The 18,956-nt window shown below is 46.5% G+C and carries 22 protein-coding genes; 14 read left to right on the plus strand and 8 right to left on the minus strand.

Going from position 1 to position 18,956, the window contains the following annotated elements; translation table 11 throughout:
- Positions 1–8 precede the first annotated feature (8 nt).
- The 11 genes from AB6E52_RS15525 (at position 9) to AB6E52_RS15575 (ending at position 8,046) form a co-directional block, all read left to right on the plus strand.
- Positions 9–440, plus strand: coding sequence for a nuclear transport factor 2 family protein (locus AB6E52_RS15525; protein ID WP_102320404.1), 432 nt, complete (start codon positions 9–11; stop codon positions 438–440).
- The gene (locus tag AB6E52_RS15530) at positions 440–1,171 is read left to right on the plus strand and encodes an SDR family NAD(P)-dependent oxidoreductase (RefSeq protein WP_017061282.1); all 732 of its coding nucleotides are present in this window, start codon (positions 440–442) and stop codon (positions 1,169–1,171) included. Before AB6E52_RS15525 ends, AB6E52_RS15530 begins: the two co-directional genes overlap by 1 nt.
- Positions 1,172–1,173: 2 nt before the next feature.
- Positions 1,174–2,445 (plus strand): NAD(P)/FAD-dependent oxidoreductase, encoded by a 1,272-nt coding sequence (locus AB6E52_RS15535; RefSeq protein WP_102320403.1) that lies wholly within the window; start codon positions 1,174–1,176, stop codon positions 2,443–2,445.
- Positions 2,442–3,248, plus strand: coding sequence for a DUF1365 domain-containing protein (locus tag AB6E52_RS15540; protein ID WP_017061280.1), 807 nt, complete (start codon positions 2,442–2,444; stop codon positions 3,246–3,248). Before AB6E52_RS15535 ends, AB6E52_RS15540 begins: the two co-directional genes overlap by 4 nt.
- 105 nt (positions 3,249–3,353) lie before the next feature.
- Positions 3,354–4,634, plus strand: a complete 1,281-nt coding sequence (locus AB6E52_RS15545; protein WP_017061279.1) for a cyclopropane-fatty-acyl-phospholipid synthase family protein — start codon at positions 3,354–3,356, stop codon at positions 4,632–4,634.
- Positions 4,612–5,133 carry a DUF2878 domain-containing protein gene (locus AB6E52_RS15550; protein ID WP_102320402.1) on the plus strand — a complete coding sequence of 174 codons (522 nt, stop codon included), beginning with the start codon at positions 4,612–4,614 and terminating at the stop codon, positions 5,131–5,133. The genes AB6E52_RS15545 and AB6E52_RS15550 overlap by 23 nt, the downstream gene beginning before the upstream one ends.
- Positions 5,134–5,136: 3 nt before the next feature.
- On the plus strand, positions 5,137–5,712 hold the full coding sequence (locus AB6E52_RS15555; RefSeq protein WP_017061277.1) for a chalcone isomerase family protein: 576 nt from the start codon (positions 5,137–5,139) through the stop codon (positions 5,710–5,712).
- A complete protein-coding gene (locus tag AB6E52_RS15560) occupies positions 5,709–6,251 on the plus strand; it encodes a DUF3833 domain-containing protein (protein ID WP_017061276.1) in 543 nt (180 codons plus the stop codon). Before AB6E52_RS15555 ends, AB6E52_RS15560 begins: the two co-directional genes overlap by 4 nt.
- Positions 6,252–6,497: 246 nt before the next feature.
- On the plus strand, positions 6,498–6,761 hold the full coding sequence (locus AB6E52_RS15565) for a hypothetical protein (protein ID WP_017061275.1): 264 nt from the start codon (positions 6,498–6,500) through the stop codon (positions 6,759–6,761).
- 263 nt (positions 6,762–7,024) lie between these two features.
- Positions 7,025–7,699, plus strand: coding sequence for an SDR family NAD(P)-dependent oxidoreductase (locus AB6E52_RS15570; protein WP_102320401.1), 675 nt, complete (start codon positions 7,025–7,027; stop codon positions 7,697–7,699).
- Between the two features lie 107 nt (positions 7,700–7,806).
- Positions 7,807–8,046, plus strand: a complete 240-nt coding sequence (locus tag AB6E52_RS15575; protein ID WP_017061273.1) for an RNA-binding protein — start codon at positions 7,807–7,809, stop codon at positions 8,044–8,046.
- A 144-nt stretch (positions 8,047–8,190) separates the two neighbouring features.
- On the opposite strand, the gene AB6E52_RS15580 is transcribed toward AB6E52_RS15575, so the two are convergent.
- From AB6E52_RS15580 to AB6E52_RS15595, 4 genes are all read right to left on the minus strand, one after another.
- A complete protein-coding gene (locus AB6E52_RS15580; RefSeq protein ID WP_017061272.1) occupies positions 8,191–8,535 on the minus strand; it encodes a ribosome recycling factor family protein in 345 nt (114 codons plus the stop codon).
- Between the two features lie 169 nt (positions 8,536–8,704).
- Entirely contained in the window at positions 8,705–9,172 is a 468-nt protein-coding gene (locus AB6E52_RS15585; RefSeq protein WP_017065091.1) for an OsmC family protein, read from the minus strand.
- A 28-nt stretch (positions 9,173–9,200) separates the two neighbouring features.
- A complete protein-coding gene (locus AB6E52_RS15590; protein WP_102320400.1) occupies positions 9,201–9,593 on the minus strand; it encodes a GFA family protein in 393 nt (130 codons plus the stop codon).
- Between the two features lie 113 nt (positions 9,594–9,706).
- A complete protein-coding gene (locus tag AB6E52_RS15595) occupies positions 9,707–10,636 on the minus strand; it encodes a LysR family transcriptional regulator (protein ID WP_102320399.1) in 930 nt (309 codons plus the stop codon).
- Positions 10,637–10,809: 173 nt separating this feature from the next.
- Here AB6E52_RS15595 and AB6E52_RS15600 point away from each other — a divergent pair, with 173 nt between their 5' ends.
- From AB6E52_RS15600 to AB6E52_RS15610, 3 genes are all read left to right on the plus strand, one after another.
- Positions 10,810–11,493: an SDR family oxidoreductase gene (locus AB6E52_RS15600; protein ID WP_102320398.1), complete on the plus strand. Its 684-nt coding sequence runs from the start codon at positions 10,810–10,812 to the stop codon at positions 11,491–11,493.
- Between the two features lie 83 nt (positions 11,494–11,576).
- Positions 11,577–12,785, plus strand: a complete 1,209-nt coding sequence (locus tag AB6E52_RS15605) for an MFS transporter (protein WP_102320397.1) — start codon at positions 11,577–11,579, stop codon at positions 12,783–12,785.
- Positions 12,786–12,837: 52 nt separating this feature from the next.
- On the plus strand, positions 12,838–13,926 hold the full coding sequence (locus AB6E52_RS15610; protein WP_102320396.1) for an alkene reductase: 1,089 nt from the start codon (positions 12,838–12,840) through the stop codon (positions 13,924–13,926).
- 298 nt (positions 13,927–14,224) lie between these two features.
- Here the strand turns inward: AB6E52_RS15610 and rlmJ are convergent, their stop codons facing one another.
- From rlmJ to AB6E52_RS15630, 4 genes are all read right to left on the minus strand, one after another.
- Entirely contained in the window at positions 14,225–15,091 is an 867-nt protein-coding gene (gene rlmJ, locus AB6E52_RS15615; protein WP_102320395.1) for a 23S rRNA (adenine(2030)-N(6))-methyltransferase RlmJ, read from the minus strand.
- A 200-nt stretch (positions 15,092–15,291) separates the two neighbouring features.
- A complete protein-coding gene (gene secF, locus AB6E52_RS15620) occupies positions 15,292–16,245 on the minus strand; it encodes a protein translocase subunit SecF (protein WP_102320394.1) in 954 nt (317 codons plus the stop codon).
- Positions 16,246–16,247: 2 nt separating this feature from the next.
- Positions 16,248–18,047: a protein translocase subunit SecD gene (gene secD, locus AB6E52_RS15625; RefSeq protein WP_102320393.1), complete on the minus strand. Its 1,800-nt coding sequence runs from the start codon at positions 18,045–18,047 to the stop codon at positions 16,248–16,250.
- Positions 18,048–18,221: 174 nt separating this feature from the next.
- The gene (locus AB6E52_RS15630; RefSeq protein WP_102320392.1) at positions 18,222–18,686 is read right to left on the minus strand and encodes a hypothetical protein; all 465 of its coding nucleotides are present in this window, start codon (positions 18,684–18,686) and stop codon (positions 18,222–18,224) included.
- Positions 18,687–18,956 lie beyond the last annotated feature (270 nt).

The raw sequence follows: 18,956 nt of genomic DNA on the forward strand, positions 1-18,956 counted from the left end.
TGAATATTATGGATAACTCTCTATGGCTTGATAACTTTCTCAACATGTATCGAGAACTCGGAACCGACAATTTCGACGTGCTTAAGACGGTTTATCACCCTGATATTGAATTCCAAGATCCGCTGCATCATGTCAGCGGTATTTCGGCGCTTACGCACTACTTCGAGAACCTCTACACCCAAGTAACCAGCTGTTACTTTCATATCGAACACACTTTCGAAGCGAACGACGAAGCTTCCGTTTACTGGACGATGCAGTTTGCTCACAAGCAATTAAATGGGCAAAAGCCAATCGAAGTACAAGGGCACAGCCACCTTAAGATGTTCGACGGTCAAGTGGTCTACCACAGAGACTACCTCGACGTCGGTTCTATGTTGTACGAACACATTCCAGTACTGGGCTGCGCGATCAAATCCATCAAAAAGAGGGCGAGCCGATAATGCGTATTATGATCACAGGCGCGACCTCTGGTATCGGCCAATCCCTAGCTAAAGATTACGCTCAGCAAGGGCATCAGGTGATTGCTTGTGGCCGCAACTCAGACAAGCTGCAAGCCTTAGTTGACTCGCACGAGACAGACGTCGCGCATTCATCAATTTCACCGCTCTGTTTCGACTTGACTGATTACCACAACTTCCCAGAACTCGACCAAGACAAGCCGCTCGATCTGCTGATTTTAAATGCGGGTGATTGTGAGTACATCGACGACCCAGTGAATTTTGATGCCGAGCTTTTTGAGCGCGTCATCAACATAAACCTAATTTCAATTGGCTACGCCCTTAAAGCTTGGTTAAAAAACATCAAGCCCGGCGGCCGTTTGGTTTTAGTCAGCTCCAGCGCCAGCTTTTTACCTTTGCCAAGAGCCGAGGCTTATGGCGCTTCAAAGGCAGCCCTCACCTACTTAGGCAGAACACTTTCGGTTGATCTGGCAACGCACAACATTCATGTCTCAATTGTGCACCCTGGCTTTGTTGAAACGCCATTAACCGAGCGAAATACGTTCTCTATGCCTATGATTATTAGTAGTGAGGCCGCAACTCAGCGAATCGTAAATGGTATCGCTCAAGGAAAGAGTGAAATCGATTTCCCAAGACGATTCATCATGTTGATGAAGCTACTAAGAATGCTCCCAACTCCAGTTTGGCAAAAACTCGCTTCAAGGATGGTATAACAATGAAGAAAATCGCCATTATTGGTTCAGGTATCTCTGGACTCACTTGCGCGCATATATTAGATAAGCACCACGACGTAACAGTATTCGAAAAGAATGATTACGTTGGGGGGCACACCGCGACCGTTGATATTGAACATCAAGGCTCGGCGTTTTCGATAGATACAGGTTTCATCGTATTCAACGATCGAACCTACCCGAATTTCAATCAGCTTCTAGAACAACTCGATGTCGAAAGGCAACCGACTGAGATGAGCTTCAGCGTCCACAACACGACGACCAAGTTTGAATACAACGGCCACAGCATTAATTCGTTATTCGCGCAGAGGAGCAACATCTTCAAACCTCAGTTCTGGTCTTTAGTGTCTGACATTCTCAAGTTCAACAAGCTGTGTAAGGCTCAGTTTGAAAGCAATGAATTCACACCAGACGTTACCCTTGGCAGTTTCCTACGAGATAATCAATTTTCCGACTTTTTCAGCCAGCACTACATCTTACCGATGGGCGCGGCGATTTGGTCGACAAGCTTGGAAGAGATGGAAGAGTTTGAGCTCAAGTTCTTCATTCAGTTTTTCTACAACCATGGATTGCTCGATATCGCGAACCGTCCTCAGTGGTATGTGATACCAAAGGGATCGCGTTCTTATGTTGAAATCATCCTTTCACGCCTAAGTAAGACTGTTGCACTGAATACATCGATTAAACAAGTGACTCGCCAAGAAACAGGCGTCACGATTGAATTTGAAGATGGCAGCGCACAAGGTTTCGACGAAGTAATCTTTGCTTGCCACTCAGACCAAGCCTTACGCTTGCTTGGTGATGCAACAGAACAAGAGCAACAGGTACTGGGCGAGATCCCATACAGCCGCAATGAAGTGGTTCTGCACACCGATACTCGCTTGTTACCAGACAGAAAACTGGCTTGGGCAAGCTGGAACTACATGTTGGATGGCGACAGTAAACGACCTGCCTGTGTCACGTACAACATGAACATTCTGCAAGGCATCGAAAGCCAAGACACCTTCTGTGTCACCTTGAATCAAAGCGAAGCCATCGACCCAGAAAAAATCATTCGCAGCTTTGTTTATCATCACCCGGTACTTAATTCGAACACGGTCGAAGCTCAACACAAGCGTGAGCAAATCTGTGGCAAAAACCAGACGCACTTTGCCGGTGCTTACTGGTATAACGGCTTCCATGAAGACGGTGTCCACAGTGCACTCGATGTGACCAAACGCTTCGGTTTAGATTTGAGTACGAGTTCACCCCTATGAACAGTCAAACCCTGACACCCGAGATGGGGATCGCATCCGAAAAGAGTGAAGAGCTCAGCGGTATCTATTGGGGTAACGTCAGACATCGCCGCTTTGGCGACATCACTCATGAGTTCAGCTATCAGCTGTATATGATGGGGTTAGATCTTGATGAGCTGCCCCAAACCACAGCGCGCAGTGCGCTGTTCGGAACTCGTTGGTACAACCCGATTCGCTTTGTCGAATCGGATTATCTCGCTGAAAAAAAAGAAAATGTCACCACGGATGAACCAAAATCACTTAAGCAACGTATAGCTTCCAAAGTGCAACAACTTGGTGGGGTTTGGTCTGATTCAAACCGTGTGACGATGCTGGCTCAGTGCCGCTGTTTAGGCATCTACTTCAGCCCAATCAACTGTTTCTTCTGTTATGACGAGACTGGAGATTGTAAGTACATGTTGGCTGAGGTGAGTAACACGCCTTGGCGAGAAAGACACTACTATCTCATCGACATGCACCAAGAATTGAAGGTAAAAAAAGAGTTTCACGTTTCGCCGTTCATGGATTTGAACATGACTTATTTTTGGAAGATTAAGCCACCAGCGAAACGCACGTTAGTTCACATCGAAAGCCGCCGAGACGACAAGCTTTTCGATGCGACACTAGCCCTGACGAAGCAGTCAGTAACCAAGACAAACATTAGACGAACGGTATTCAAGATTCCGGCGATGACGATCAAAGTCGTGATGGGAATTTATTATCAGGCTCTCAAATTATTCCTGAAAAAAGTACCGTTTGTGGCGCATCCAGACTCAACATCTTAAGCGCTTAAAACAGAAATCATTTCTAGCTTGGGTTCGCTCCAATCAAGGAGCTGAACTCAGCTTAGTTGGCACAAAATATTAGAATGAGTTATCAGCGAGGTTTACATGGAACAGCTTGCCAAACAAAACAACAATATTGAACAACAAGCTAAAGCCGTTGCTGTTTCAAGCAACTGTAAATATCGAGCTTTAATCTTCAAGGTGTTAGAAAGCCTGCAATTCGCGACGCTCGAGATCATTGAGCGCGACCAGCATTCGGTGTTCGGTGATCGAGAAGCAGACTTGAAAGGTCGAATCGTGATTCATGATGCGACCTTTTTTAGAGATGTGGTCATCAATGGCAGCATTGGGGCATCTGAAGCCTATATCGATGGTAAATGGACCAGCCCAAACCTCACGCGTGTGATTCAAATCATGGCTCGTAACCAAGCCCAATTGGATGAGCTTGATGACAAGACACAATGGATTTCTCGCATCAAAAACCTATTGCTGCGCCGTAAGAATGCCAACACCGAGCAAGGCTCTAAGCGAAATATTCTCGCCCACTACGATATTGGCAACGAGCTGTATGAGCGCTTCTTAGATAGCTCGATGCAGTACTCTTCCGCAATCTACAGCGAAGACGCAGAAACCTTGTCGAAGGCTCAACAAAACAAAATGAAAACCATCTGTGAGCGACTAGAACTGTCTGAGAAAGATAGCGTGGTCGAGATAGGCACAGGGTGGGGCGGCTTAGCCATCTTCATGGCGCAACACTACGGTTGCCACGTCACCACTACCACGATCTCAGATGCCCAACATGCACTTGCTGAACAGAGAGTAAAAGCGCTTGGTTTAACCGACAAAATCACCCTGCTCAAAGAGGATTATCGCAATCTCACTGGTGAGTATGACAAGTTGGTTTCGATCGAGATGATAGAGGCGGTCGGACATGAGTATCTACAAACCTTCTTTGAAAAATGTTCCTCGCTACTTAAGCCCTCAGGCAAGATGCTGATTCAAGCAATTACTATTGCTGACAGCCGTTACGACAAATACCGCAAAGGTGTCGACTTTATTCAGAAGTACATCTTCCCCGGCGGTTGCCTACCTTCTGTTTCAGTGATGACCCAACACCTTGCGACCAGCACCGACCTTGTGGTTCAAGAAATTGATGACATTGGCCTGCACTACGCTCGAACGCTGAATGATTGGAACATCGCCTTTGAAAATAGTTGGGAAGAGCTAGAGTCTCTCGGCTATTCAGAAGAGTTTAAACGCTTATGGACCTTCTACTTCTGCTACTGTGAAGGCGCATTCAAAGAGCGCGTGATCAGCACTCACCATGTAGTCGCAAGAAAACCTCGTTACTTTGGAGAAAAAGATGAAGCGGTTTTGGATTATTAATCTCGTACTGTTTCAAGCGACCTGGGTTTGCAGTGCTTTCTTTACCGCGCAAGCCCCGTTCGTCACACCACTGATTGTAGTGGTTCACTTCCTTCTATCACCGACTCGCAGTAGCGATTTGAAGATACTCATTTTATTACCATTGGGGCTATTGCTTGATAGCCTCTTACTCCACTTCGGCGTGTTTGCCGTCGACTTTGAAATTGCGAATCAATCGTGGTTCCCGGTGTGGCTTGTCTGCCTGTGGATCATGTTCTTAATCAGTTTTAACCACAGCCTAAATTGGCTTTTAAAATGCTCGAAAGTGATCTTGTTTGTCATAGGGTTCGTAGCAGGTACTAGTAGTTATTGGGGAGGCATCAAAGCAGGTGCTCTTCTTACTACTTGGCCAGATGCATCGGTAGTTGCTGCCCTTGCAATAAGTTGGGGGATTTTGTTGCCCTTACTGGTGGCCGCCTACTCCAACTTAATACAACCTAAAATGGCAATAACGAGGTGACTTATGGCTTATCCACGCAACCCGACACAAACGTTCAAACCTGAGCGAGGTATTGTTCGCGCTCATCAGCAAGCAAAAAACACACTTCTAAGCTTTATTACTCTCCCGTTAATCTTTGCTGCGCTGTTATTTGCCGGACACGCTAGAGCCTCTGCTGTCGATGATCTGAACAAACGTGGTGAGGGTGAAATGAGTTACCTGTTTTGGACTCTCTACTCGGCAGAATTCTACGCGACTCCAACCAACTCCGAACGAGCTTTGAAGCTTGAGTATTACCGCTCTATCGATAGCAAAGACCTCGTAGACGCTACCGAAGATCAGTGGAACAAGCTTGGCTACTCTGACAGCAACATTCAACGTTGGTTGAAACCCTTGTACGCGATGTGGCCGAACGTGGAAGAAGGAAGCACACTCACGATTCGTGTCGCTGAAGATAACGTAAGTCGTTTTTATTTCGATGAACAACCGATCGGCACCATCCAAGACAAGCAATTTGGTGAAGCCTTTCTAGCGATTTGGTTGTCTGAAAACACCTCTGAACCCGGTCTTCGTAAACAACTTTTAGGTTTGAACAAATGAATCCAAAAACAACAATAATAAAATTTGCTCTGGCATTCTTTTCACTCACTTGGCTAGTGGGCTGTGGCTCTGCAAGTTTAGAAGACCATGTCGACACTACGCCAGAGCTCAAGCTTGAAACCTTTTTTAATGGCGAGCTAATGGCCTACGGCATGGTGCTAGACCGCTCTGGTAACTTACTGCGCCGCTTTGATGCCAAACTGATCGCGACTTGGGACGGTGACAACGGAGAAATAAAAGAGTGGTTCTCTTTTGCTGATGGCGAGCGCTCAACTCGCGTTTGGAATCTAATCAAAACGGGCGAAAACACCTATTCTGGGACTGCCAACGATGTCGTTGGAACCGCTTATGGTGAAACCCAAGGTTCTGCGCTGTATTGGAAATATGACTTAGAGATTGAAGTAGACGGCAGCACCTATGAAGTGGTGCTCGATGATTGGATGTTCTTAATGGACGATAAACGCTTGTTCAACAAGACTGAGATGTCTAAGTTTGGCTTTAAAGTCGGAGAGGTCATCTTATACATCGAGAAGATTTGATGTAACTGCCGTTTCTGATTCTTAGTTTTAAAACGATGACTACATCTACAGTACGTAACAAAACAGCCCACAACGAAAATTGTGGGCTGTTTTGTTTGATCCCTCGAATAGCATACCTGCATGCTCAAGCCATTGTGCTAAGATGCGCCACCAGCATACAAATGGACTAGACTGACACTAAGCAGTCCCCATTTGTTTCGCTAAGCGTAGATTCCCTACCATGAATAATTGAAAAGGCTTTAAAGCATGAGCAAGTTGACCTCAGCGGAGCGTAAAGCTCGCGACAATGAACGTTTCTCACAACGCGTAAACGACCGCAGAGAAAAAGGTGAAGACGTAGTTGCTTACGCACTGACCAACAAAAAAGCTGTAAAATTCCTGACTAAGTCAGAGAAAAAACGTTTCAACGAAACGAGAGCGACTCTGCAAGAAGAGAAGCGAGTGAAAGAACAAGAAGAGCTTAACCGAATCGAAGACGCGTTCACGATCAAACAGTTCGACGACGAATAATCACTTATGATTACTCAAAAGCGCTGGCTCTATGCCGGCGCTTTTACTTGTTAGTTCGTTGTTTTTTAACGCTGTTATTTCTTGCTAAACCCGTCGATTCTTAACGGCTTTCCCCCACTTTCTTAGCTCAGCCTTACCGCTCGACCGATCACCCAAGCTATTAACCTATCAACCAGGCTATCGATCAACTTTAGCCATAGATCTCAGAAAATCTTAGCCTAGCCCCTTACTATCTCGAATCAACTCTACAAACTTAAGACAGTATGATTTTAATTACCGGATCAAGCAGCGGTTTAGGCGCAGCGCTCGCGATACAATACGCTAACACTGCAACAGACGCTCAGCGTGTAGCCATTACAGGTCGCAACGCACAACGTTTAGCAGAAGTAGCGCAAGGCCTACCTACGAATACCATTAGCCAAGCGTGTGATCTCTGTGACCCGCACTCAGTGAGTGAGTTATTGGATGCGTTACCTGAAATGCCTAAACTGGTGATCCACAGTGCTGGCAGTGGCTACTTCGGTAAAATAGAACAGCAAGATCCAACCACCATCAGCGACATGCTGAAGAACAATATCGAGTCTTCGATCTTTTTGATTCGCGAGCTTGTGCAGCGCTACAAAGATCAATCGGTCACCATTGCAGTGGTGATGTCGACGGCGGCCCAAGGTGCTAAAGCGGAAGAGTCCACCTACTGCGCGGCAAAATGGGCCGTGAAAGGCTTTATCGAATCGGTGAGGTTGGAGCTAAAAGGTCACCCGATGAAAATCGTGGCGGTTTACCCTGGAGGAATGGCGACCGAGTTTTGGAATACAAGCGGTAAAGACATGGATACCTCGAGCTTTATGACCGCGCAAGAAGCCGCTCAGATGCTACAACAGGCGTTGACCAGCACAGAGCATGGCTTCGTATCAGACATCACGATAAACCGCGGCTAGTGCTTAGATAGAGCTACAAGGAAATAGAGCCGCGAGACAATTATTTGTGAGGGTGAGCATGAAAGTGTGCGACAATGCTCGGCGTAAATTCATATTCAAGGTTTATTATGAAACTTCTAGTTCGTAACCTATCGCGCTCTACATCTGAGCAAGACATCCGTGTGCTATTTTCTGAGTTTGGCTCAGTAAAAGAGTGCAGCCTAGTTTTAGACCAAGAAACTGGCGACTCAAAAGGCTTTGCTTTTGTTGAAATGCCAGAGCAAGAAGAAGCTAAAGCGGCACTAAACAAGCTGAACTTGTCAAAGCTTGGCAAAAACACGATTCGTGTAAAAGTAGCGAACTCTTAATCGAGTCAATGCTTCATAAGCCGCATGGCTTAGCTTAACAGCAGCACAGATGATAAAGCCCGTAACGATATGACGTTTTCCAGCGCAATATCGTTACGGGCTTTTTGCTGCTCGCAATTCTCTTTTCACACAATTTGAATACGCCTACAGACCTTCATGTTCATCAATAGCACGTCTTGCTTCGGCCATTGAACATCCAGATTCCATCACCAGCTGAGCCACAGTCATTGAAGGTGTAGCGGCCAACAGAGATGCCAAACACACCACGGGTTTAGGCAGCACTTTGTCGATTGCAATTGCTATCCAACCGTCTTTTTCATGGGTTAACATCGTTTTAAATTCAACGAGTTGATACTCTTGAGCGACCAACAGCCAATTACGCGAACGACGAACTCGTTTCAACTGACATCCACATTCCGCAGCATTCACCATCACTTGGCTTTTATCACTCACACGATGTACAAAACTATTCAATGGGACGCTAAACATAACTCTCTGCTAATCAATCTATTCCTACCATTCAAGAGCTCTCTACCTATCTCTCAAAACTTTCTAACTGTCACTCAATTAAAACCGTACGTAGGATTACACATACACAAAAAAACCGCCAGTGATGCACTAAGCAACCTCGCGGTTTTTGGATGTTAACGTGTGTGGTTTACGCTTTAGTTTCTACCACAATGTCCGTTTTTACCGAGTTCGCGATAAAGCAGTTTTTGTGCGCCAAGTGGTGCAGTTTGTCGAGCTGCTTGGCGGTGGGCTTTTTGGTACCTAAAAACACAATTTTAGGGCGCAGAGTCACCTTAGTGACCGATGAGCGGCCAGATTCATCTTCTTCCAGCACACCAATCGCATCATCGACATAGGAGTCGATCACGTACTTCTGCTTTGCGGCAATGCCCAAAAACGTCAGCATATGGCAGCTAGAAAGTGCCGCGATAAACGCTTCTTCTGGATCAACATTCGCTTCCACCGAAAACGGCAGTGGCACAACATGTGGAGAGGACGAAGCAGGCACAGTGACACCACCATCGAACTCCCACGTATGACCTCGACTGTATTGATTGTCGCTAAAGACTTCATCTTCTGCTTTTTTCCAGCGAATGATCGCTCCGTATTCAGACATAATTCCTTCCTTTTTTATGCTCAATAAATTAACGATCAGCTGGATGATTGACACCATCGTTGGTCACCACATCACCAATATCAAAAGGGTTCACCCCTTCCAAACAACCAATATTGAACCCGTATTCATTTGGGCTAGAGCGACGTTGATGGTGGGTATAGATACCGCAGTTTGAGCAAAAGTAGTGCTTCGCGGTGTTGGTATTGAATTGATATAACTTGAGATGCTCGGCACCTTTGAGGATCTTGATACCATCCAACGCAACAGAACCAACAATCGCGCCTTTTCGACGACAGATAGAGCAATCGCAGCGACGTGGTTTTTCTATCCCGTTAGGTAAGCTGAACTCTAGTTCAACCGCACCGCAATGGCAGGTTGCCTTGTGAAAAGGTTGGATAACCGTATCTCCGACGACTTTCATTTTTCTCTCCAATCACATCCTTATGTTGGTCGTATCATAACCAGTTCAATGTTCTCTGTCCGTACCCGGGTGTTGAGTTCGAGAGATCTGTCATGCGCTGCTTCTCGGCTAATCTAACTAGACTTTTCAACCAAATCGCCAAACCGCTCAAACAAGAAATCAAGAAACAACCGGATACGCTTGGGCTGATATTTCTTGCTGATGTACACCACATTCAAATCGGCACTCGACACCGACATCGCGGTGTTGAAGTTCTTCATGTAGCCATTAAGCAGCGTCACAAGGCGCTGGTTATTGATGTCGCCTTGCACATCCAGTACCGATTTAAGAGCAATGCCCTCGCCTTTTAATGCCCAGTAGCGAATCACTTCGCCATCGTCTGAAAATCGCTTTGGAACAACAGTAATCGACTTCTTCATATCATGATCTTGGAAGTGCCATGTCTTGAGCTCTTCATTGCTGCGCAGCATAGCTAAACAATCGTGATCAACCAAATCTTGTGGTGTTAACGGTGTTCCATGCTTGGCAAGATATTCAGGAGAAGCACACAGCACACGTCGGCTTGGTGACAAGCGTCTGGATATCAAACTGCTGTCGACCAATTCACCATAACGGACCACGATATCCATGCCAGATTCAGCAATGTTCGAGAGGTTATCGTTCAAGTAGAGGTAAGGGATCACGTCGGGATATTGCTGACAGAACTCAGAGAGAATCGGAAGAATGTACTGCTTTCCGATGTCTTTCGGCGCGGCGATTTTGAGTGGACCTTTGACCTCTTTGACGCCATTTTGGATCAGGTTTTCGGCCTCACTGACATTATCCAATATCTCCAGACACGCCTTGTGATACAGCTCGCCAGAGTCGGTTAAAGACACATGGCGCGTACTTCGATTCAACAACTTCACACCATATCGCTCTTCCAGCGCTTGAAGCCTTGCTGTCATGGTCGCAGGTGATAAACCCAGTTCGCGCCCAGCCGCAGCTAACCCATGATGCTTAACAATGCTCACGAACATCGCCATATCTGAAAACTTATCCATACGATTCTCGCTTCCGTCTCTTCGTCTTACTTCTCGATCTTAATGCTCGATCTGAATACTCAGCGACACTATTCAGATTAACCGAATAATGAATTTATATTTTAACCAATTATCAAATTTAGTCGAATAAATATAATGACAAACATCAACAGAACAACGCAGGAATTCAGAGCATGACTAACGAATCGACTAAACAAGAGAAACACACTTTCGTCATCATTGGTGGCACATCAGGTATCGGCAAGGCACTCGCGATGAAATTGAGAAACGAAAACAACACAGTGCACATCGCTAGCCGACATACAGGACTTGATATCAGCAATGAAAAATCAATTTGTGAATACTTTGAATCGATTGGCGTGTTTGACCACTTAATCGTAACGGCTGGCTCATCCGCTCCCGCAGGAAAAGTAACAGACGTAGCAACCGCAGACGCCAAGACAGCTTTTGACACTAAGTTTTGGGGCAGCTTAAACGTAGCCAAACATGCCGCTCGTTACATGACACCAAACGGGTCTATCACGTTCACAACTGGCATGTTGTCACGCAAAGTTGTTGCTGGTACTTACGTAAAAACCGCCATCAACGCCGCACTAGAAAGCGTGACTAAAATACTGGCGAAAGAGCTATCACCCATTCGAGTCAATGCCGTTAGCCCGGGTTTAACCATGACGGAAGCCTACAAAAACATGGACGATTCCGCTCGTACAAGCATGTACGACAACGCCAAAAATAACCTACCCGCAGGCAAGGTTGGCGAGCCTTCAGAGGTGGCTATGGGTTACCTATTCGCGATTAACAACCCATACGTAACAGGGTCAATCATCGACATCGACGGCGGCGCTCTACTCGGCTAACACCCCGCAAAGACATAAAGAACAATCGTGAGGGTGTTTATCTCAACGTCCTAACAAATAAGAATTTACATAGGTAACTCATCATGAAATCAGAAGCCATGACACAAGAAAAGATGCCATTCCAAGTTTGGATACTGACACTCGCAGCTTTTGCCATCGGCACCGCTGAGTTTGTTATCGCAGGCATCCTTCCACAAATTGCCACATCCCTTTCGATCACCGAAGGTCAAGCCGGCTACCTAATCAGTGCTTACGCATTGGCTATCGTTATTGGTGGCCCGATCTTAACCATCTACCTCGCACGTTTTAACAAGAAGATGGTACTGATTGGCTTAATGGCTTTGTTCATCATCGGCAATATCTTGTCAGCCTTAGCTCCTAGCTACCCACTTCTACTTGCAAGCCGCGTTATCGCAGGTTTAGTGCAAGGTCCTTTCTATGGCATAGGTGCAGTTGTCGCGACCAATTTAGTGTCTGAGAAAATGGCAGGTCGTGCTGTTGGTCAGATGTTCGCTGGCTTAACGCTCGCTAACGTTCTTGGGGTTCCCGCAGGAACTTGGGTCAGCTTGCAATTCGGTTGGCACACCACTTTCTTTACCGTGGCAGCACTTGGCACCATCGCCATGATTTCAATCTTAACGTCAATAAAATCTTCAGGTCACAGCGAAGCGAAAGACATCAAAACTCAGCTGTTGGCATTCAAAAATCCAATGCTTCTCATCAGCTTGGCGATCACCGCTTTTGCTTGGTCTGGCTTCATGACGCTTTACGGCTACCTTGCGCCTATCGCCATGCACATCACGGGTTACGGTCAAGAGTCTGTTACTTGGATCTTAGTGATTGTGGGTGTCGGCTTAATTATCGGTAACACCTTGGGCGGTCGCTCTTCAGATAAAAATCTAGGCAAAGCTTCAATGTATTGGGCAGTCGCGATGATCGCTTCACTGATTGTGGTAGGCCTAGTGGTAGACAACAAAATCCTATTCGTTGCAGCTGCATTTGTCTTTGGTATTGCATCATTTGCGAACGTTCCCGCTATGCAACTTCGAGTGATGAACCACGGTGGCGAAGGCCAAGAGTTAGCAGCAACCGCCAATATCTCAGCGTTTAACCTAGCGAATGCCTTCGGTGGCTTCCTAGGCGGCATGGTACTCGACAGCCAGCTAGGCGCAGGAATGATTCCATTCGCAGCCGTTGTTGTCCCAGTGATTGGTTTGTTGCTTATTGCGAAAGCCAACCGAGCTGAAAAGCCACAAAACGACTCTATCTTCAGCCCTGCGGAATCGAAATAGTGACCACCGCACGCTAAATCAATCAATACATTACCGACACAAGGTAAATACCATGAGCAAATTATTCGAAACAGCAGAACTCAAAGATCTAGAACTACAAAACCGTGTGGTTATGGCGCCCATGACTCGCGCTCGCACAAGCCAACCTGGAAACGTGCCAAATGAAATGATGGCGACTTACTACCAACAACGTGCCAGTGCAGGGCTCATCATCACTGAAGCGACACAAATCTCAGATGACTCTCAAGGGTACTCATTCACACCCGGCGTTTACACAAGCGAACAAGTGAAAGGCTGGCAAGGTGTCACCTCTGCCGCTAAAGAACAAGGCGCAGCGATATTCTGCCAACTATGGCATGTGGGGCGCGTGTCTCATCCAACCTTTCAAAAAGGCGAGTTGCCGATTGCACCTTCAGCACTGGCTCCGGTAGAAACTCAGGTTTGGATCTCTGATGAGAATGGAAACGGCAACATGGTGGATTGCATTCAACCAAGAGAAATGACCCAAGCCGATATAGATCGTGTGGTTCAAGATTTTACTGAATCAGCAAAAAAAGCGGTCGAGGCAGGGTTCAATGGCGTGGAAATCCACGGTGGTAATGGCTACCTTATCGATCAATTCTTAAGAACTAATTCGAACAAGCGCACCGACAACTACGGTGGTAGCCGCGAGAACCGACTTCGCTTTCTAATCGAAGTGGTGGATGCAGTCATTGAAGCAATTGGTGCTGATAAGGTGGGCGTTCGTTTAGCCCCGTTCATCACCTTCAAAGACATGAACTGCCCAGACATCGTGCCAACGATTCTAGAGGCATCAAAGGCACTGCAAGCTCGTGACATCGCTTATTTGCACCTTTCAGAAGCCGATTGGGATGACGCACCGGTTATCCCTGAAAGCTTCCGAATTGAGCTAAGAGAGTTGTTCTCTAACACCATCATCGTCGCTGGCAGTTACACACCAAAACGCGCCGAAGAAGTGTTAAGCAAAGGCTACGCCGACCTTGTCGCATTTGGTCGCCCATTCGTTGCGAATCCAGATCTCGTTTCACGCCTACAAAACGGCAGTGAACTATCCGATCTTGATGGCGCCACTCTGTTCGGCGGCAACGAAAAAGGCTACATCGATTATCCAGTGTTGTAGTGAATCTTAAATTGATAGAACTGCCTTAGATTTTCCTTCAGGCAAAAGAAAGGCTCGCATGACTAGTGCGAGCCTAATGCAGTTTAGGGGGTAAACCACAATCTGATATTAATCTGGGACTAATTATTTAACTTATGAGCCATTATGCACTTGTGCGCATTGATATTCTATTTTTAAATGATTCACTGCAATTAATCAATCGATAAAAGTTAGCGTTTGGTCAATTTAAACCACATAGATAACAGTGGTTTAGTTAGTGATGTCTAGAAAACCATCATAAAACCCATAAAAATCAGATCTATAAGCTTCTCATTTGCCAGTAGCCTTCACCATTAGTGGCGAGTTGGCTGTGTAAATAATCGAGCGTATCTGCGACCGTTCCCGCAATGCCTTGTGGTGGATTGAACAACAGCAAACCACTGCCGATCAGGCGATCATCACCCTTGGGCTCTCTAAGGCGAAGTTCCGACTTGATCGGACTTGGTAGCAAGCCATCTTTTACCGCTGTCACGCAGTGGTTCAAAATCAGTGAGCTCTTATCATCCGTGTAAAGCGGGTACCAAATTAATGCTGATACCTTCTCAGACTGCTGATACGCCTTAACCAAGGCATCAATCACCGCGAGATATTCAGAATCGGTTTCATAGGGTGGGTCGATAACAATCAGATGGTGGTTGTCATGTTTAGCAACGTCATCAGGTAACGCTTTGAGCCCGTCGCCTGCGGTGATAGTTAGCTTACTTGAGACATCAAGATCGCGTTGCAGCTTCTCAATGTTGGTTTGTAATAAGTCGGCTTCATCTTGCTGAATGTCTGAAAAATAGAAGCTATCTTGGCTGCGGCCTTGTTGGTAGGTGATGGCTGCAGAACCCGGATAGAGAGAGATAAGTTGGTTCGGATTGTAGTATTCCAGCACCGACATAAAAGAAGCGAATGCCGGAGGAAGATAAGCCTTGTTTCGCCACAAGTACCCAACCCCTTCAGCAAACTCACCAGCATGATTACTTGGTGCAGTGTTGAGGTCATAACACCCTGTACCAGAGTGGGTGTCGATAACATTGAGGCGTGAATGTTGCTGCATTAATGACTGAACAAGTGCACTCAATACTGGATGCTTTAGCGCATCACCATGGTCGCCTACATGACATTGATGTCGATATTCCATTCCCTTGCCTCATTTCTACGAACGTCATCTAAACATACTTCATATCATGAGGGCTTGCCTGCTCAATCCATCGTTTTTTGAAATAGGCTCTCTTTTCTGTAACTGTTTGACTCTTATAAAAAATAAAGCCCCTCGTTTTGTTATAAACGAAGGGCTTATTGACGTTACTGACTAAGTCGTACTGTTAACCAATAGATAACCTAACGGTACTCGCCCTCAACTTCTACTGGCGCTTTCACTTGGTAGTGACAAGGCTGTAGACCAAGTAGCTTAGGCAGTGTGATACCGACAGACACTGAAGACCACGTACCGCTGACAATACCGACAACCAATGCAATTGCGAAACCTTGCAGTGCCGCGCCACCAAGCAGCCAAAGCGCTGATACGGTGATTAGCGTTGTACCTGAAGTCACCATGGTGCGTGAGAAGGTCGCTTTAACCGATTCGTTAAGCAGGTTATCAGTATCACCGTTTGGATTGCCGCGCAGCATTTCACGAACACGGTCGGCAATGATGATCGAGTCATTCAATGAGTAACCCAAAATCGCTAACACCGCCGCCAATACGGTCAGGTTGAACTCAAACTGAGTAAAAGCGAACAGACCCAAGATGAGCGTCACGTCATAGATGATCGCGGCAAGCGCGCCGAGAGCCAAACGCCATTCAAAACGAACACTCAGGTACAGCATGATCATTAGGAAACACACCAATACCGCCAAGCCACCTTGGTCAACCATGTCTTGACCCACTTGAGGGCCAACCACGCTGCTGTTGAGCACTTTGACTTGGTCGCTTACAGAAGACAAAGCATCCACTAAGTTTGGCTGTGGAGCGTCTGTCAGTTGGCTATAACGGATTGTCCAGCGATCCTGTTCTGCCATACCAACCACTTGCACATCTTGTTGGAAGGCCGTATCAAGTTTTGTTTTTAACGCATCTTTGGTGACTTGATCAGAGAGCTGAACCTCAGCAACCACACCACCTGTGAAGTCCAAGCCCCAGTTAAAACCTTTCACCGCCACCAGCATCACAGAGCTCATGAACAGCACAATAGATATCGCAGACATCACCTTACGAAGGCGAGTCATATTCTTATCCGAAATATAGCTATTTGAAAAATAGCGGTCTGAAATAGTCATTTTTGAAGTACTCATGCTTAAATCCTTACATCGTGGCGTTGGTCACGCCCCCAAACCAAATTGATGATCGCTCGTGAAGCAAAAATGCCCGTGAACATACTGGTTAGAAGACCTAAGCCTAGAGTCAGAGCGAAGCCCTGAATCGGTCCATTACCAATGGTGTATAGAGCCACAGCAACGATCATGGTGGTGACGTTAGCATCGAAAATTGACGAGAATGCGCTATCGAAACCACGATCGATAGAGCTAGCAAAGCTGCGCCCTTCTTTCATCTTGTCTCGAATACGCTCGAAGATAAGCACGTTAGTGTCTACCGCCATACCGACGGTCAGTACCAAGCCCGCAATACCCGGCAGAGTTAACACCGCACCCGGTAGCAAGGCAATCAAACCAAACAACGTGGTCATGTTAACCACCAATGCACAGTTCGCGACCCAACCTAAGCGGCGGTACCATAGCGCCATAAACGTTAGCGTAAGGCCAAGACCAAGTGCCAAAGCAGCAAAGCCGTTGGTTACATTTTCAGCACCCAAAGATGGGCCAATAGTACGTTCTTCAATGATGGTCACAGGCGCAGTCAATGACCCCGCACGCAACAGTAACGCAAGCTCTTGTGCGTCTGCCAAACTGCCTGCGCCAGTGATTCTGAAGCGGCTACCCAGTTGAGATTGGATGTTTGCCACACTAATCACTTCACTGTCTTGCTTGCTGTTGCCCGCTCTATCGCGGCTATATTCGCTGTACACCGTTGCCATTGGCTTACCGATGTTATGACGTGAGAACTCAGACATTTTCTTACCACCAGAAGAATCCAGCGTAATGTTGACTTCTGCACTGCCCATCTCACCAATGCCACTGCGAGCATCAATAATGTGTTCGCCACTCAACACAGCCTTGCGGTCGACGACCACACGGTTGCCGTCTGAATCTTTCAGGGTTTGAGTACTGCGAGTGGCATTGTCGTACACCGAATAGAACGCCAATGATGCCGTTGCACCAATCACGTCTTTCGCTGCAGCAGGGTCTTGTACACCCGGCAACTCGATACGGATACGGCTTTCACCTTGGCGTTGAATCGATGCCTCCGTGATGCCTAGCTCTTCAATACGGCTGCGCATGATTTGCAGGTTTTGTTGAACCGTAAGGTTGCGTAGCGTTCTTTGCTCTTCTTCAGACTGAGTTAACGTTAGCGACTTGTCTGAGCGGTTACGTAGCCATTGTGGGAACTCTTGACGAATCAGCTTCTGGGCTTTTTCGAAATCGGCGTCGGTACGGAAATCAAACTGAACTTGGTTGTTCACCACTTTACCGCGGGCATAACGCACCTGACTGGTCACCTCCTCGACCATCGCTTGAGCTTGCGCGTGATAAACAGGCTCCATATCCACTTCTAATAAGAACTGCACACCACCACGTAAATCAAGGCCTAACTGAATCGGCGCAAAGCCCATGTCAGTTAGCCATTTAGGTGCTGCTGGTTCCATCGCTAGCGCAACCGTCGCGTTGTCCAATAGGCGCTCATTCAGCACCTCTTTAGCCTTCGCTTGTTGTTCTGCGTCTTCCAAGATTACGACTAAACGTTGGTCTTTTTGAAATGCCGATTTGGCTTGAATGCCTTCGCTCGCAAGGTATTGGGTAATTTGGCTAGCATCGATGGTCTGTTCAGAACGGTTGTTAATTTGAACCGACGCATTCTCGCCATACCAAGAAGGTAAAGCACTCAGAACCATGATGATGATAGTGGCGATAAGCACCACGTATTTCCACTTTGAGTAGTGGTTTATTTGTTTTCTTTGAATGCGTTTTTTCACAGTCAAGATCTCTTCTTTGAACTAATATTTTGCGAACACGAGCAATGGCTAATCGCAACCAGAACAAGCTGATTGAATGGTAGTGATGCTAAAGCTGATGTCGCTATGTTTGTCTTGGTTAACTGGCAAGTTCAATGGGCACTAGGCGACCATCGATACGACCAATTTAGGGTCAAACGATTAGCTAAGAAGTTCTCGGAAATGCGAGTATTGGATGTTGCCCTCTTTCCACCCCGAAAGCCGGGAAGACGGAGAACTCACAATACTGGTCCAGTGCAGCTTGGAATCCAACAACGGCGTGTTGAAGAGCAGGGAAGCCAGTATTGAGGGGGGAGAGAAGTCAATCAGTAGATGATAAGCAGGCTCAAGATCGGCCACGCTTTCTTGCTCGTTACTGAGCATACGTCTGAAGTTTGCTGCTTGAAGGCTTGATTCGGTGTCGTGATAGTTAGAACTGTCACCAGAAGGCACGGTGCCAAACTGAGTCTTATCGCACTCTAAGTAGCTCGACGGATTATCCGTATCAGCTTGTTTACAAAGATCATTCTGTGAAGATTGCTCTTGAGCCGAGTATATTTGAAATGGCTTAGAAGGAAACGAATAGCCGTTAGAATTCACTAAGCCAAAGCTCAGTAAAAACAACATTAAGACTAATCGGGTACCCAGTTTAAGCAATCTAATATCCAAACAACATTCTCGTAGATCGTCAATCTACAATACAAATGAAACGCTGTCTTGATTTAAAACATTTTTTTAGAAAATGATTCGATGCAACCGATTAAGCACCCTCGCAATTTAGATTTACATAGATCTAAAACGGCTTAACAACTGGTGATGGATAGATGTTATGAATAGTAGAAAATCGAGTAGGAGGAGGCCTCACGGCCTCCGTCCTCTCACACCACCGTACAAGCG

Origin of the sequence: Vibrio sp. 10N.247.311.13 (assembly GCF_041467595.1) — a bacterium.
Classification (GTDB): Bacteria; Pseudomonadota; Gammaproteobacteria; order Enterobacterales; family Vibrionaceae; genus Vibrio; species Vibrio crassostreae_C.

Bases quoted from the DNA above. Each gene is read 5' to 3' on its own strand.
- AB6E52_RS15525 (WP_102320404.1), top strand. From the start codon at position 9: ATGGATAACTCTCTATGGCTTGATAACTTTCTCAACATGTATCGAGAA.
- AB6E52_RS15530 (WP_017061282.1), top strand. From the start codon at position 440: ATGCGTATTATGATCACAGGCGCGACCTCTGGTATCGGCCAATCCCTA.
- AB6E52_RS15535 (WP_102320403.1), top strand. From the start codon at position 1,174: ATGAAGAAAATCGCCATTATTGGTTCAGGTATCTCTGGACTCACTTGC.
- AB6E52_RS15540 (WP_017061280.1), top strand. From the start codon at position 2,442: ATGAACAGTCAAACCCTGACACCCGAGATGGGGATCGCATCCGAAAAG.
- AB6E52_RS15545 (WP_017061279.1), top strand. From the start codon at position 3,354: ATGGAACAGCTTGCCAAACAAAACAACAATATTGAACAACAAGCTAAA.
- AB6E52_RS15550 (WP_102320402.1), top strand. From the start codon at position 4,612: ATGAAGCGGTTTTGGATTATTAATCTCGTACTGTTTCAAGCGACCTGG.
- AB6E52_RS15555 (WP_017061277.1), top strand. From the start codon at position 5,137: ATGGCTTATCCACGCAACCCGACACAAACGTTCAAACCTGAGCGAGGT.
- AB6E52_RS15560 (WP_017061276.1), top strand. From the start codon at position 5,709: ATGAATCCAAAAACAACAATAATAAAATTTGCTCTGGCATTCTTTTCA.
- AB6E52_RS15565 (WP_017061275.1), top strand. From the start codon at position 6,498: ATGAGCAAGTTGACCTCAGCGGAGCGTAAAGCTCGCGACAATGAACGT.
- AB6E52_RS15570 (WP_102320401.1), top strand. From the start codon at position 7,025: ATGATTTTAATTACCGGATCAAGCAGCGGTTTAGGCGCAGCGCTCGCG.
- AB6E52_RS15575 (WP_017061273.1), top strand. From the start codon at position 7,807: ATGAAACTTCTAGTTCGTAACCTATCGCGCTCTACATCTGAGCAAGAC.
- AB6E52_RS15580 (WP_017061272.1), bottom strand. From the start codon at position 8,535: ATGTTTAGCGTCCCATTGAATAGTTTTGTACATCGTGTGAGTGATAAA.
- AB6E52_RS15585 (WP_017065091.1), bottom strand. From the start codon at position 9,172: ATGTCTGAATACGGAGCGATCATTCGCTGGAAAAAAGCAGAAGATGAA.
- AB6E52_RS15590 (WP_102320400.1), bottom strand. From the start codon at position 9,593: ATGAAAGTCGTCGGAGATACGGTTATCCAACCTTTTCACAAGGCAACC.
- AB6E52_RS15595 (WP_102320399.1), bottom strand. From the start codon at position 10,636: ATGGATAAGTTTTCAGATATGGCGATGTTCGTGAGCATTGTTAAGCAT.
- AB6E52_RS15600 (WP_102320398.1), top strand. From the start codon at position 10,810: ATGACTAACGAATCGACTAAACAAGAGAAACACACTTTCGTCATCATT.
- AB6E52_RS15605 (WP_102320397.1), top strand. From the start codon at position 11,577: ATGAAATCAGAAGCCATGACACAAGAAAAGATGCCATTCCAAGTTTGG.
- AB6E52_RS15610 (WP_102320396.1), top strand. From the start codon at position 12,838: ATGAGCAAATTATTCGAAACAGCAGAACTCAAAGATCTAGAACTACAA.
- rlmJ (WP_102320395.1), bottom strand. From the start codon at position 15,091: ATGGAATATCGACATCAATGTCATGTAGGCGACCATGGTGATGCGCTA.
- secF (WP_102320394.1), bottom strand. From the start codon at position 16,245: ATGAGTACTTCAAAAATGACTATTTCAGACCGCTATTTTTCAAATAGC.
- AB6E52_RS15630 (WP_102320392.1), bottom strand. From the start codon at position 18,686: ATGTTGTTTTTACTGAGCTTTGGCTTAGTGAATTCTAACGGCTATTCG.